At 62.3% G+C, this 13,390-nt stretch carries 12 protein-coding genes; 2 read left to right on the top strand and 10 right to left on the bottom strand.

What is annotated here, in order from left to right:
• Positions 1–5 precede the first annotated feature (5 nt).
• From wbpB to ACFPU0_RS09500, 10 genes are all read right to left on the bottom strand, one after another.
• A complete protein-coding gene (wbpB, locus tag ACFPU0_RS09545; protein ID WP_377692687.1) occupies positions 6–956 on the bottom strand; it encodes a UDP-N-acetyl-2-amino-2-deoxy-D-glucuronate oxidase in 951 nt (316 codons plus the stop codon).
• A gap of 22 nt (positions 957–978) precedes the next feature.
• A complete protein-coding gene (gene wbpA, locus ACFPU0_RS09540) occupies positions 979–2,292 on the bottom strand; it encodes a UDP-N-acetyl-D-glucosamine 6-dehydrogenase (protein ID WP_377692686.1) in 1,314 nt (437 codons plus the stop codon).
• Positions 2,293–2,460: 168 nt separating this feature from the next.
• The gene (locus ACFPU0_RS09535; RefSeq protein ID WP_377692685.1) at positions 2,461–3,519 is read right to left on the bottom strand and encodes an LPS O-antigen chain length determinant protein WzzB; all 1,059 of its coding nucleotides are present in this window, start codon (positions 3,517–3,519) and stop codon (positions 2,461–2,463) included.
• Positions 3,520–3,764: 245 nt separating this feature from the next.
• Entirely contained in the window at positions 3,765–4,043 is a 279-nt protein-coding gene (gene ihfB / locus ACFPU0_RS09530) for an integration host factor subunit beta (protein WP_226283900.1), read from the bottom strand.
• Between the two features lie 148 nt (positions 4,044–4,191).
• Positions 4,192–5,871 (bottom strand): 30S ribosomal protein S1, encoded by a 1,680-nt coding sequence (rpsA, locus tag ACFPU0_RS09525; RefSeq protein ID WP_044875460.1) that lies wholly within the window; start codon positions 5,869–5,871, stop codon positions 4,192–4,194.
• Between the two features lie 280 nt (positions 5,872–6,151).
• Positions 6,152–7,324, bottom strand: coding sequence for an acetylornithine deacetylase (argE, locus tag ACFPU0_RS09520; protein ID WP_377692684.1), 1,173 nt, complete (start codon positions 7,322–7,324; stop codon positions 6,152–6,154).
• A complete protein-coding gene (locus tag ACFPU0_RS09515) occupies positions 7,317–7,994 on the bottom strand; it encodes a DUF1028 domain-containing protein (RefSeq protein WP_377692683.1) in 678 nt (225 codons plus the stop codon). The genes argE and ACFPU0_RS09515 overlap by 8 nt, the downstream gene beginning before the upstream one ends.
• Before the next feature lie 13 nt (positions 7,995–8,007).
• Entirely contained in the window at positions 8,008–8,439 is a 432-nt protein-coding gene (locus ACFPU0_RS09510) for a RidA family protein (protein WP_377692682.1), read from the bottom strand.
• Between the two features lie 57 nt (positions 8,440–8,496).
• Positions 8,497–9,816 (bottom strand): flavin-containing monooxygenase, encoded by a 1,320-nt coding sequence (locus tag ACFPU0_RS09505; protein ID WP_377692681.1) that lies wholly within the window; start codon positions 9,814–9,816, stop codon positions 8,497–8,499.
• Positions 9,817–10,187: 371 nt separating this feature from the next.
• A complete protein-coding gene (locus ACFPU0_RS09500) occupies positions 10,188–10,682 on the bottom strand; it encodes a DMT family transporter (protein ID WP_377692680.1) in 495 nt (164 codons plus the stop codon).
• A gap of 79 nt (positions 10,683–10,761) precedes the next feature.
• Here ACFPU0_RS09500 and ACFPU0_RS09495 point away from each other — a divergent pair, with 79 nt between their 5' ends.
• Both ACFPU0_RS09495 and ACFPU0_RS09490 read left to right on the top strand, forming a co-directional pair.
• Positions 10,762–11,667 (top strand): LysR family transcriptional regulator, encoded by a 906-nt coding sequence (locus tag ACFPU0_RS09495; protein WP_377692679.1) that lies wholly within the window; start codon positions 10,762–10,764, stop codon positions 11,665–11,667.
• Positions 11,668–11,757: 90 nt separating this feature from the next.
• Positions 11,758–13,389 carry a VRR-NUC domain-containing protein gene (locus ACFPU0_RS09490; RefSeq protein WP_377692678.1) on the top strand — a complete coding sequence of 544 codons (1,632 nt, stop codon included), beginning with the start codon at positions 11,758–11,760 and terminating at the stop codon, positions 13,387–13,389.
• The last annotated feature ends 1 nt before the right edge of the window (position 13,390 follow it).

Genomic DNA, 13,390 nt, shown 5'->3' with positions numbered 1-13,390 from the left:
GAACCTCAGAGCGCGAGGGTCTTGAGGAAGGGGTGCCCCTCGTCGTTCTGCGGGGTGGTGCAGGCAGCCGAGCGAATGGTATTGACCGTTTCGACGCAGTGCCGTGCATCCTCGATGCCGAATCCGCGACCCGCCAGGATCTCCTGGTAGCTGACCGTGTGCAGGTCGGTGAAGCCTTCGGAGAACTCCATTTCCTCGCCGTCCACGGTGATCGAACGGTAGGTCGGTTTCTTGCCCTGGACGGCCAGCGGCAGGTCCCGGGCATCGATGGAAAGGAACCAGCGCACGCGTGCACGCTCGTATTCCAGGTAGCCAGCCGCCTTCTGTTCATTGGCGTAATGCACGACATTGCGCTGCAGCTTGCCGAAGATGAAATGCAGCATGTCGTAGAAGTGGACACCGATGTTGGTGGCCACGCCGAAGGACTTGCGCGGATCGCCTTTCCAGCTCTCCATGTACCAGCGGCCGCGCGAGGTGATGTAGGTCAGCTCGACGTCGTATTTGTGGCTGTTCGCCGCGCTGCTCACCTTGTCCTTCAGCGCGAGGATGGCCTGGTGATGGCGAAGCTGCAGGATGTTGTAGACCCGCCGTCCGGCCTCGCGCTCGACCAAGGCCAGTTCGTCGAGGATCTCCGGCGTCGGCACCAGCGGTTTCTCGCAGATGACATCGCAACCCAGGCGCAGGCCTGCGGCGATGTGCGAGTGGTGCAGGTAGTTGGGCGAGCAGACGGCCACGTACTGCAGCGCGGTCTGCGGATTGCGCTTCAGCTGCCAGGCATGTTCGTAGAAGCGCTCGAACTCGGTGAAGAATTCGCTCTGCGGGGAAATGCTGTCGATGATGCCGACCGAATCATTGATATCGTAGGCGGACACCAGCTGGTTGCCGGTGTCCTTTATGGCGCGCATATGGCGCGGGGCGATGTAACCGGCCGCGCCGATCAGGGCGAAACGTTTCAAGGCAGAATACTCCGGAAGATGGTCAGGCTTTGACGATGTGCGCCTGCGGGGCACGGTACTTCCCGCGGCTGTCGATCAGCAGACGGGCGTGCTGGCTGATGAGCGCGTAGTCGAAGCGATCATGGTCAGTGGCCAGGACCACCGCATCGAAGCTGGCCAGGTTCTCCGCGGTCAGCGGCTCGCTGGACAGGTCGAAGTGATGCTCGCGCATCTTCGGGAAGACCGGCACATGCGGATCGCTGTAGGCCACGACGCCGCCCTTGGCCTCGATCAGCTCCATGATCTCCACCGAAGGTGACTCACGCATGTCATCGACGTTCTTCTTGTAGGCGATGCCGAGCACGAGCACACGGCTGCCCTTCAGCGCGCGGCCGCGATCGTTCAGACCGTCCATCAGCTTGCCGACGACATATTCCGGCATCGCCTGGTTGACCTCGCCGGACAGCTCGATGAAGCGGGTATGCAGGCCGTACTCGCGCGCCTTCCAGGTCAGGTAGAAGGGGTCGATGGGAATGCAGTGCCCGCCGAGGCCGGGACCGGGGTAGTAGGGGGTGAAGCCGAACGGCTTGGTGGCGGCGGCATCCACCACTTCGAAGATGTCGATGCCCATCCGGTCGGCAACGACCTTCATCTCGTTGACCAGGCCAATGTTGACGGCGCGGTGGATGTTTTCCAGCAGCTTGGTCATTTCGGCGGCCTTGGTGGAGCTGACGGAAACGACGCGCTCGATCGCCTGCTCGTAGAGCGCCACCCCGACCTCCAGGCAGTTCGGGGTGTGACCGCCAATTACCTTCGGGATAGTGCGGGTTTCGAAATTCGGGTTGCCCGGATCTTCGCGCTCCGGGGAGTACACCAGGAACAGATCCTCACCGACCTTCAGGCCATTCTCCTCAACTCGGGGCAGCAGTTCTTCCTCGGTCGTACCGGGATAGGTGGTGCTCTCCAGAGATACGATTTGGCCTTTGCGCAGATACGGCTTGAGCGCATCAGTGGTGTTGATGACGAAGCTCATGTCCGGCTCGCGATACTTGTTCAGCGGGGTCGGCACACAGAGGATCAGGGCGTCGCATTCGGCGGCCCGAGCAAAGTCACAAGTCGCCTCGAAGCCGGTTTGCCGGGCTTGGGCGATCTTTTCACCCGAGATATGCTCGATATAACTCTGCCCGGCATTCAACTTGATGACCTTGCTTTCGTCAATGTCGATACCGAGCACCCGGAAGCCAATGGCATTATAGCGCAGCATCAGCGGAAGGCCGACATAGCCAAGTCCGACAATACCAATAATGGCTTCCTTACTTTTGAATCTTGCAATACCTTCCTGCTTGATGCCCGACATTAGGTATAACTCCAGAACATTCAAATTCAAGACCGAAACAGAAGTAGCTAATCGAAACGACTGTAGGCTTCAGCACCTACGACACTGCTCCAACCCAGACCCCTGCCACCAACACAAACAACCAACCGACCGAAAGCAGAGCCCCCACACTGAACTTCTGGCGAATCATCAGACGAAGGCAGCGCGTCTTTTCAGCACAACTCGCACCACAGCGAATAGCCCACCCAGGACGCCGCCCAGAATCACGCCCAGCGAAAGGATCAAGGCTTTCTTGGGCTTGATCGGCTCATCAGGCAACACGACGTCGCCATCCTGCCGAAACACCCCGATCTTGGGGGAATCGGCAGCAATACTGGCATAAAGCTCGTACTTTTCCTCAAGACCACGAAGCTGCGGAATGAAGGGATCATCTGACACCCGGGACTCCAAAGCACTCAATTCCGCACGCAATGCCTTCGAACCACGCATGTAGGTCAAACTTCCTTCCATGATGGCATTCAGCTGTTCGGAGGTCTGCCCGCTGAGCACCGGCGGCTCGACCAAACCGACAGCCTCCGCCACCTTGAGCGCCTCCTTCAACTGGATGATGCGATCCTGGCGACGGGTCTGGGCAGTCGCTCGCAGCGAAGCGATCCTCTGCTGCACAGTATTGGCCGCGACGTCGACCTCACGTCGCGCATTCCCGACCGCCTGCTCGAGTGACTCCCCCGCCACCTGCTCGATGTAAGTGGTCGCCCACCTTGTAATCTCGTCGGGATTCTTACCCTGAACTACAAGACTATAGCGTTCAGGACGAAGCCGGTCGGGCGCTACTACCTTGAAGTCCTTGAGAAAGCGAGCATAAAGCCTTCCATTCGAATAGCCCTCTCGATCCTCTGCACGCAAAGCCGGCAAATAGACGGTCTTGTAGAATCGACGAAGCGAGTGATCAGACTCGAGATTGCGTGTAAAGACCGAATAGATATCATCAACTTTGAAAGGCTCGAGCCCCATCTCACTGCGCCCGGAACTAAGTGGCGCGACATCACTCAAGGATGGAGGAAGAAAGGAAATTCGCGCCTCATACACAGGTGAACTTAGGAAAGCATATCCCGCAGCACACAGCCCACCAACAAGCGCAAAAATTGAAATAACTAGCTTATAGTTCCAGACAGACTGAACAAGCTCAATAAGATCAATTTCACTATTATATTGCTGACCACGAAGGGAATTAACGCTATCGTTCACTGCAGTCTATCTCGGTTGCGATTTGATTATATAGATAGCCTCCCGACAACAGGGGTTGTGCGCACGAAGCCAGAAATTAAACCCGCCCATTCTGCCAAAAGATCAGGAGATTACAAGCATCACCCCGCGACGCATCCTACAGAAACGCTGACCACTCGCACCATTTCAGTGCGAACCCCGAAAAAACCTACGACCACGAAAGCATCACAAATTGATCGACACCACAGCAGGCGCCCCACCCACCATTACTCGTTGACCCGGTCCCTCAACTCCTTGCCAGGCTTGAAATGCGGAACGTACTTGCCATCCAGGCGCACAGACTCGCCCGTCTTCGGGTTTCTACCCACGCGCGGCGCGCGAAAGTGCAGGGAGAAACTGCCAAATCCTCGAATCTCGATGCGATCCCCCGTAGCCAGGGCCTGCGACATCTGTTCGAGCATCGTTTTGATGGCAAGTTCCACATCTTTAGACGACAGCTGGCCCTGATGGGTAACGATTCGTTCGATCAACTCCGACTTGGTCATGGTTTTCCCTTCTAATTCAAGCGGCTAGATCAGCTCAATGAGGTTTTAGCACGCTAGCGAGGCTTTGAACAGCCTAAAGCCTACAAGGGAAACGCGGACAACAAAAAGGGCGGCCTAGGCCGCCCTTCTTGCCGATGGAGCAGGGTGATTAGCCCTGGTTCTCCATCTGAGCACGGATCAGGTCACCAATGGTGGTCGGGCCGGTGGACTCGACTTCCTGCTTGCGCAGTTCCTTCATGGCGTCCTTCTCGTCATCAACGTCCTTGGACTTGATGGAGAGGCTGATTACACGGCTCTTGCGGTCGATGCTGATGATCTTGGCTTCGACTTCTTCGCCTTCCTTCAGCACGTTGCGCGCGTCTTCAACGCGGTCACGGCTGATTTCGGAAGCCTTCAGAACGCCTTCGATCTCGCCGCCGAGGCTGATTACAGCGCCCTTGGCGTCAACTTCCTTCACGGTGCCGCGAACGATGCTGCCTTTCTCGTGCAGGGAGGCGTAGCTGGAGAACGGATCGTCTTCCAGTTGCTTGATACCCAGGGAGATGCGCTCACGCTCCGGATCAACGGAGAGGATGACGGTTTCCAGCTCGTCGCCCTTCTTGAAGCGGCGAACGGCTTCTTCGCCAACTTCGTTCCAGGAGATGTCGGACAGGTGTACCAGACCGTCGATGCCACCTTCCAGGCCGATGAAGATACCGAAATCGGTAATCGACTTGATGGTGCCGGAGATCTTGTCGCCCTTGTTGAAGCGGCTGGAGAAGTCTTCCCACGGGTTGGACTTGCACTGCTTGATGCCCAGGGAGATACGACGACGCTCTTCGTCGATGTCCAGAACCTGAACTTCCACTTCGTCGCCAACCTGAACGACTTTCGACGGATGGATGTTCTTGTTGGTCCAGTCCATTTCGGAAACGTGCACCAGGCCTTCCACGCCCTCTTCCAGCTCGGCGAAGCAGCCGTAGTCGGTGAGGTTGGTAACGCGGGCAGTAACGCGAGTGCCTTCCGGGTAGCGCGCCTTGATGGCGACCCATGGGTCTTCGCCCAGCTGTTTCAGACCCAGGGAGACACGGTTGCGCTCGCGGTCGAACTTCAGGACCTTCACGTCGATCTCGTCACCAACGTTGACGATCTCGGACGGATGCTTGATGCGCTTCCAGGCCATGTCGGTGATGTGCAGCAGGCCGTCTACGCCGCCCAGGTCAACGAACGCACCGTAGTCGGTGAGGTTCTTGACGATACCTTTGACCTGCTGGCCTTCCTGCAGGGATTCCAGCAGGGCTTCGCGCTCGGCGCTGTTCTCGGCTTCCAGGACGCTGCGACGGGAAACGACAACGTTGTTGCGCTTCTGATCCAGCTTGATGACCTTGAACTCGAGTTCCTTGCCTTCCAGATGGGTGGTGTCGCGCACAGGGCGCACGTCCACCAGGGAGCCCGGCAGGAATGCGCGGATGCCGCTGACGTCGACGGTGAAACCGCCCTTGACCTTGCCGTTGATAACGCCCTTGACCACTTCTTCGGCGTTGAAGGCGGCTTCCAGAACCAGCCAGGATTCGGCACGCTTGGCTTTTTCGCGGGACAGCTTGGTTTCACCGAAGCCGTCTTCCACCGCGTCGAGCGCTACGTGGACCTCGTCACCCACCTTGATGGTCAGCTCGCCCTGTTCGTTGTAGAACTGCTCGACCGGGATGACGCCCTCGGATTTCAGGCCAGCATGGACGGTGACCCAGTCACCATCGATGTCGACCACGATGCCGGTGATGATCGCACCCGGCTGCATGTCGAGGGATTTCAGGCTTTCTTCAAAAAGTTCTGCAAAGCTTTCGCTCATGTTCATACCTGTAGTCAAAGGCCAGGAAAGGCCCTATTCCGCACTCCAGCCAATGCGGTCAAGTCATCAATAGAAGCGACGAGGATCGAAGCTGGTATCCCGCGCCGCCCCAGTGGCGCCACTCCCGGCCTAGGCCGACAATGACGCAAATCTCGGGGTTGACACCGGCTTTTTCAGCCTCCAGACGGAGGAATCGAGCCGATATAAGGACGGGAATGTTAGCAATGGGGCTGACGCCCGTCAATTCCGCGCCCCGGGCATTTCGTGGGGGTGCGGCAGTCTACAGCAGTCTGGCCCCGCCCTGTAGATGAAGAGCCAGGCGGCGCAGCATGGCATCGCAACCGGCGAGCTGTTCAAGACTGATGAATTCATCGGGCTTGTGTCCCTGATCCATGCTGCCAGGGCCGCAGACCACGGTGGGAATGCCCGCCTGGTCGAACAGGCCGCCTTCGGTGCCGAAGGCCACGGTGCCGAACTCCGTCGAGCCACTGAGCAGCGCCAGCAGACGAGCGGCCTCGCCGTTCGGCGGAGTGGCCAGCCCCGGGTAGGCGCCGAGCGGGGTCAGGCGAATACCCGTATCGGCCTGGACCGCCCGCATCCGCGGCAAAAGTTCGGTTTCAGCGTAGGACTGCAGTTGATCCGCAACCTTTCGGGCGTCGAAGTCCGGTAACGCGCGGACCTCGAAATCGAATTCGCACTCCGCCGGCACTATGTTGAGCGCCCGCCCACCCTTGATGACGCCGGTCTGCACCGTGGAATACGGCGGATCGAAGCGCTCGTCACGGCGCTCCGGCCGTGCCAGTTCGGCGCCTATCTCACCCAGCCGGCCGATCAGCCTGGCCGCGTACTCGATAGCGTTGACGCCATAAGGGGCATAGGCGGAGTGACAGGCGGCGCCCTGCACCTGGCAGCGCATGGCCAGCTTGCCCTTGTGGCCCAGCACCGGTTTCAGCTCGGTGGGCTCGCCGATCAGGCACAGGCGCGGCTTGTGCGGCCGTTTTGCCAGCTCCGCGAGCATCGGACGGACGCCCAGGCAGCCCACCTCCTCGTCATAGGAGAAAGCCAGGTGCAGCGGCAGCGTCAATGGCCGTTCGAGGAAGGCCGGCAGCGCCGCCAGCACCGAGGCGATGAAGCCCTTCATGTCCGCCGTACCACGGCCGTACAGGCGCCCTTCCCTTTCGGTCAGGCGGAACGGGTCCACCGTCCAGGCCTGACCTTCCACCGGCACCACGTCGGTATGCCCGGAAAGCACGATGCCACCCCGATCCCGGGGACCGATGGTGGCGAACAGGTTGGCCTTGGTGCGCTCGGGGTTGTAGAAAAGCTCGCTCTCCACGCCCAGCTCCGCCAGGTAGTCACGGATGCAGGCGATCAGCTCCAGGTTGGAGTCTCGACTGACGGTGGCGAAACCGACCAGCCGCTCCAGCATGTCGCGGCTGGTCAGCTCACTCATCACCCGGCACCCCGTAGCTGGGTGCCGCCGTCGGGTCCAGCGCGCGCGTCAGGTAATCCTGCATTTGCGGGCGATAGGCCTGCCAGAGGTAATCGAGCCGGCCGATCGGATCTTCGTCCGCCCAATCCACCCGCAGGTCGACGATCGGCCAGGTGAGGTCGCCCACCACCTTGAGCGCTGCCGAATGCACGGGTCCAGCCTCGCCGCCAGCCGCCATTGCCGCATGCATGGCGGCCAGCAGGCGATCCGCCAGCAGGCCTGGCGCGGCCTCGAAGGCCTCGACCATGGCCTCGATCACCCAAGTACCGGCCAACAGGTTGCCGGCGGCGGCGCATTGCTCCCCCGCAACCGCGTTATGCACGCCCAGAGCCTCGCTACCGCTGAACAGGGCGACACGCCCCCGGTCGTCGATCACCGTTACCTGGCGGTACTGGCTCCAGCCATTGGCGCTCAGCGCCCGGTCCAGGGCAGCGGCCGGCTCCAGTTGCTGCCCATCCAGCAGGTCGAGTATCTGCGGCCCCAGCGCCGGCAGGGTGACGTTCTGGGTCGCCACCGCCCCCACCCCGGCACGAACCCAGGGGCAGCGGGCACCAACGGCGATGCTGGAGGAACTGATGGCGATGCCGAGCTGCCCGGTCTCCGGGCAGCGACCGATGATGGAGAACGTCATGAGCTGCTACTCCTTATGCCTTGGCCGGCTGCCAGTCGTCCGGGATCACCGCGATCACGTCGATTTCCATCAGCCACTGGGGCTGGCCCAGGGCCGACACCACCAGCCCGGTGGAGATGGGGAACACCCCCTTCAACCACTTGCCTACCTCCTGATAGACCGGCTCGCGATAGCGCGGGTCGATCAGGTAGGTGGTGGTCTTGACGATGTGGGACAGGTCGCTGCCCGCCTCTTCCAGCAGTTGCTTGACGTTCTTCATCGCCTGCTCGGCCTGGGCACGCGGATCGCCAAGGCCCACCAGGCGCCCCTCGAAATCGGTGCCCACCTGGCCGCGCACATAGACGGTGTTGCCGGCGCGGACGGCCTGGCACAGGTCGTTGTCCAGCGTCTGGTTCGGATAGGTATCCTTGGTATTGAACATGCGGATGCGGGTATGGGTAGGCATCGACTTGCTTCCTATGATCTGACTGTTTGAACGTGGGTATCGGGGCTGCTCGTTCGATCACTCGACCGCCTGGCGCTGCGCGGCATCGCGATAGGCGAGGTACTTGCGCTGCGTGGCGATATGGTCGGCAATGTGCTTGGCGTCGTGCCAAACGCCCCAGATGAAGGTGGAGCCACGACGCGACAGCCACGGCAGGCCGAGGAAATAGACACCGGGCTCGCTCGAGACCCCGCGTTGATGCTGCGGCTTGCCGTTCGCATCGAAGGCGTTGACCTTCAGCCAGCTGAAATCGACGGCATAGCCGGTCGCCCAGACGATCGAGGTAACGCCGGCCTTGGCCAGGTCGAGCTCGAGAATGGGATGGGTCACGCACTCCGGCTCCGGGAGGAAGAAGCGGGCTTCAGGTTCTTCCGGAAGGTCCAGGCGATTGCGGGCGATGTAGGCGTCTGCCGCGTCCAGCAGCGCCAGATAGTTCTCATCGCCGCGGGCCAGGTTGTCGGCGAGATCCGATTGGAAGGCCACCACACCGTCATTGAAGGATTTCGTCAGACCGACCAGCGTGATCCCCTGATGGGCAAGCCCCCGGAAGTCGACGGTATGCCCGCCACGGGCACCGCTCACGGCAATGGTGACGTGCTCCTTGCCCGGCTGGGCTGCTTCCGCGTCCCACAGGCCGAGCACCCCCAGCCACCAGCAGAAGTCACGATTGCGATAGGCGCGCGGAGGACGATCGTGCGGGCCGACGGAGAGGTAGACCTTCTTGCCGGCACGCTGCAGTTCATCGGCGATCTGCACCCCCGATGACCCGGCACCGACTACCAGCACAGCCCCCTCGGGCAGCTGTTCCGGGTTGCGATACTGGGCAGAGTGGATCTGCGTGAGCTTCTCGTCCTTGGGCGCGATCGGTGGAATGACCGGGCGCTGGAAAGGGCCGGTGGCGGAAACCACGCGATTGGCCTCGATCACGCCCTCGGAGGTTTCGATGGTGAAACCCGGCCGGTCGGCATTGCGTACCACCTTCCGCACTTCCACACCGGTGCGGATGGGCGCATTGAACTTCTTGGCATAGGCTTCGAAATAGGCCGCGACCTGGTCCTTCGAGGCGAAGGCGTCGGGATCGAGACCGTCGAACTCCAGTCCCGGGAAGCGATCGTGCCAGGCCGGGCCATTGGCAACCAGCGAATCCCAGCGGCCGGTGCGCCAGCCTTCGGCGATGCGATTGCGCTCCAGAACGAGATGGGGCACGCCGAGTTTGCTCAGGTGCTCGCTCATGGCCACGCCGGCCTGACCGGCACCGACAATCAGCGTATCTATCTCCGTTTTTCCAGCTGTCGCGCCCGTGCAGTTCTGCAAGGCGGGTTGATTCAGGTCGGTCATGGCTTGCCTCCTCTGACTCTGATCTTTGTTGTTCTGCAGTTGCGGCTATCTGTTGGGGTTGGCCGCATTCTGTTCAGAGCGAGGGATTAGCGAAATTATGATTTTTGTAGTCGCTGGCTAGGAAAAAGCTGCCCGCGCCCTAAGCGCGGGGCCCGCATGGCAGAAGGCTTTGGGTATAGTTTTTTTAGCTTCAGGGGCGACAAATCAAGTAATTCCGCGAAGCTCACAGAGCCCGCAGAATCGACGCCATTTTCCGACCGGAAGAGGATTTTCGAGATGTATGCGCCATGGCGACCAACGCATGAGCGGTCCGGCCATCCGGGACCAGCTCTCCTCAGCAAAACACCGGGCTGCGAACTGCGCGCCGCCGGCTAACCGCCTGCACGCTCCAGAACCGGCGCCGCCTGGGTACTGAACGCCTGGATCACCACCACCCCCAGCACCAGCAACGCCGCCCCCAACAGCTTGCCCGGATTCAGCGAGCGCTCCGGCAGGCCCATCAGGCCGAAATGATCGAGCGCCAGGGCGGCCAGCATCTGCCCCGCCACCGCCGCGGCGACGAAGCCGCTCACGCCCAGTTTCGGCGCCAGGATCAGTGCCAGGGAAACGAAGCACACGCCATAGACGCCACCAGTCCAGGCCCAGAGCGGAGCCTTGGCGGCCAAGGCGAACGACGGCAGCGGCACCCGCAAGGCCAGCAACAAGGGCAGCAACACGGCAATGCTCAGCAGCAGCGACACCAGCGTTGCCCAGAGCGGATGACCGAGGCCGCGCCCCAGCAGCGCGTTGGCACCGGCCTGCAAGGGCACCACGGCCCCAGCACCAAGGGCCAACAGCAACAGAAGCAGGGATTGGATCGATGGCATGGCAGGTCCTCCGAACAACTTTCCCTGGACTCTATGCAATTCATCGAACAGATTTAAATTCTGTTTTCTTCTGCAGAACATGCAGCATATGAATGATCTTCGCCGCATCGACCTCAACCTGCTGGTGATCCTCGACGCCCTGCTGGCCGAGCAGCATGTCACCCGCGCCGCCGAGCGCCTTCACCTCAGCCAGCCGGCGGTCAGCCATGCCCTCGGCAGGCTTCGCGACCTGCTCGGCGACCCCTTGCTGGTGCGCAGCGGCGGTAGCCTGGTGCCAACGCCACGTGCCCTGGAACTGCAACGCCCGCTGGTCGAGACCCTGGCGCGAATTCAGGCCCTGCTGGCACCGACGGGATTCGACCCCACCAGCACCCAGCGCAGTTTCCGCCTGGCCATGTCCGACTACGGCGCCGCCTGCCTGCTCCCGAGCCTGACCCGCATGCTGCGGCACGAAGCCCCGGGCATCGACTTGGCAATCAGCCAGGGCAGCCGCGAAGCCATGCTGGACCAATTGCAGAATGGCGAGATCGACCTTGCTGCCGGGGTCTTCCCCGAACTGCCAGAAAGCCTGCGCAGCACCTGCCTTTTCGAAGAAGACTTCACCTGCCTGCTGGACCGCTCCAGCCTGCCGGCGACTGGCGATCTCGACCTCGCCACCTACCTCGCCCGCCCCCATGTGCTGGTAGAAACGCGCGGCGGCGGTGCCGCCGAGATCGAACGCGCGTTAACCCGCATCCGAGAACGGCGCCGCATCGCCGTGCGCCTGCCGCACTGGAGTGTGGCCCCGCAGTTGATCGCCGGCACCGACCTTATTCTCACCGTCGCCACTCGCGTCCTGCGCGACATCGAGCACGACGGGCTGGCGATAGTGCCGCCACCATTCGAGTTGCCAGGCTTTTCCTTCGACCTGGCCTGGCACCAGCGCAGCACCGGCGACCCGGCCCTGGCCTGGCTGCGCGCCCAGGTGCTGGCGGCCACGGCCTGACGTCCCACTGATCGAAATCCATTTGCCGCGCCCCGGCCGGGCCTGATATCTGTATAAATCCACAGTAAAAGCCCGGCCTCTTTCCTCCCAATGCCCGCCGCCCTCGACGATCCTTTCTACTACCTGAACAACTTCCACACCCTGCTGGACTGGATCAGCGAGCGTTACCGCGATCTGCTGGATGATGAGGAAGCTGCCTTCATCGACGGCTTCCGCGCCCTGCCCCGCGCCTCCCAGGCGCTGCTGGTGCGGATGGTGATGCGCAAGGGCACGCTGTTTCGCGCCAGCAAGCTGAACTATGCCGAGATCGGCGACACACGGGATGCGGCGGCGCCGCTGGTGGAACTCGGCTGGGTCGATGCGGCGCCCGTACTGGACCTGGCGCAGCTCTTCGGCCTGCTCCCCCTGGGCGAAGTCGATGCCTGCTTCGGCAAGGCGCCCGGGCGCAAGGCGGAGCGCCTGGAGGCATTGCTCGCCGACCATGGTGAGCCACGCACCTTCGCCGGCTGGTACCCGGCCAGTAGCGATTGCGTCTACGCCCTCGGCCTGATGGACATCTGCGACCGGCTGCGGCTGATGTTCTTCGGCAACCTCTATCAGGATTGGTCCGAGTTCGTCCTCGCCGACCTCGGCATCTACCAGTACGAGAAGGTGGCGATCGATGCTGCGGCGCGGGGCTTCCGCGAGCGCAGCGACCTGGACTACTACCTGCGCCTGCACCACTGGCGCCAACGCTTCGACGCCGGCGAAGCGCTGGACGAACTGCTGCCGGCGCTGCCCCTGGAGCCCCATCCCAACCCCTGGCTGGACGCACGGCGACGCAAGCTGCTGTTCCAGGTCGGCCAGCACTGTGAACGTGGCGATCTGCTGGAGGCGGCGCTTGGCCTGTACGGCCTCTGCGACTACCCCGGTGCCCGGGTAAGGCGCATCCGCGTGCTGGAGCGGCTGGGCGCCTGCGACGACGCCTTCGGCCTGGCGCAGCAAGCCTGCGCCGCCCCCGAGAGCGAAGAAGAGGACCAGCACCTGGCGCGCATCCTGCCTCGCCTGCGGCGCAAGCTGGGCCTGCCCAAGGCGCCGCCGGCCGAGAGCGCGCCGGTACGGCGCATCGACCTGGTCCTGCCTCAACCGCCGGAACCGCTGTCGGTGGAACACGCCGTGCTGCTGCACTTCCATGAAGAAGGTGCGCCGGTGCACTACGTGGAGAACACCCTGCTCAACTCGCTGTTCGGCCTGCTCTGCTGGGACGCCATCTTCGCAGCCCTGCCCGGCGCATTCTTCCACCCCTTCCACAACGGCCCGGCAGACCTGCTCAGCCCGGACTTCCATGCGCGACGCGCGACCCTGTTCGACGCCTGCCTGGCGCAACTGGACAGCGGCGAGTACCAGGCCAGCATCCGCCACACCTACGCCGCCAAGCACGGCCTGCTGTCGCCCTTCGTCTACTGGGGCAACCTGGACGAGGAGTTGCTGGAACAGGCCCTCGCCTGCCTGCCGGCCGCCCAGCTCAAGGCCTGCTTCCAGCGCATCCTGGCCGATATCAAGGCCAACCGCGCCGGGTTGCCTGACCTGATCCAGCTCTGGCCCGAGGAGCGCCGCTACCGGTTGATCGAAGTGAAGGGTCCCGGCGACCGCCTGCAGGACAACCAGTTGCGCTGGCTGGAGTTCTGCGCCCGGCACGAGATTCCCGTGGAAGTCTGCTACGTGCAGTGGGCGGACACCTGAG

Source organism: Pseudomonas sp. GCM10022186 (assembly GCF_042656385.1).
Classification (GTDB): domain Bacteria; phylum Pseudomonadota; class Gammaproteobacteria; order Pseudomonadales; family Pseudomonadaceae; genus Metapseudomonas.
Note: the sequence above shows the minus strand (reverse complement) of the source record. Positions and strands in the feature narration are given on the sequence as shown.

Bases quoted from the DNA above. Each gene is read 5' to 3' on its own strand.
- wbpA (WP_377692686.1), bottom strand. From the start codon at position 2,292: ATGTCGGGCATCAAGCAGGAAGGTATTGCAAGATTCAAAAGTAAGGAA.
- ihfB (WP_226283900.1), bottom strand. From the start codon at position 4,043: ATGACCAAGTCGGAGTTGATCGAACGAATCGTTACCCATCAGGGCCAG.
- rpsA (WP_044875460.1), bottom strand. From the start codon at position 5,871: ATGAGCGAAAGCTTTGCAGAACTTTTTGAAGAAAGCCTGAAATCCCTC.
- argE (WP_377692684.1), bottom strand. From the start codon at position 7,324: ATGAGTGAGCTGACCAGCCGCGACATGCTGGAGCGGCTGGTCGGTTTC.
- ACFPU0_RS09515 (WP_377692683.1), bottom strand. From the start codon at position 7,994: ATGACGTTCTCCATCATCGGTCGCTGCCCGGAGACCGGGCAGCTCGGC.
- ACFPU0_RS09510 (WP_377692682.1), bottom strand. From the start codon at position 8,439: ATGCCTACCCATACCCGCATCCGCATGTTCAATACCAAGGATACCTAT.
- ACFPU0_RS09505 (WP_377692681.1), bottom strand. From the start codon at position 9,816: ATGACCGACCTGAATCAACCCGCCTTGCAGAACTGCACGGGCGCGACA.
- ACFPU0_RS09500 (WP_377692680.1), bottom strand. From the start codon at position 10,682: ATGCCATCGATCCAATCCCTGCTTCTGTTGCTGTTGGCCCTTGGTGCT.
- ACFPU0_RS09495 (WP_377692679.1), top strand. From the start codon at position 10,762: ATGCAGCATATGAATGATCTTCGCCGCATCGACCTCAACCTGCTGGTG.
- ACFPU0_RS09490 (WP_377692678.1), top strand. From the start codon at position 11,758: ATGCCCGCCGCCCTCGACGATCCTTTCTACTACCTGAACAACTTCCAC.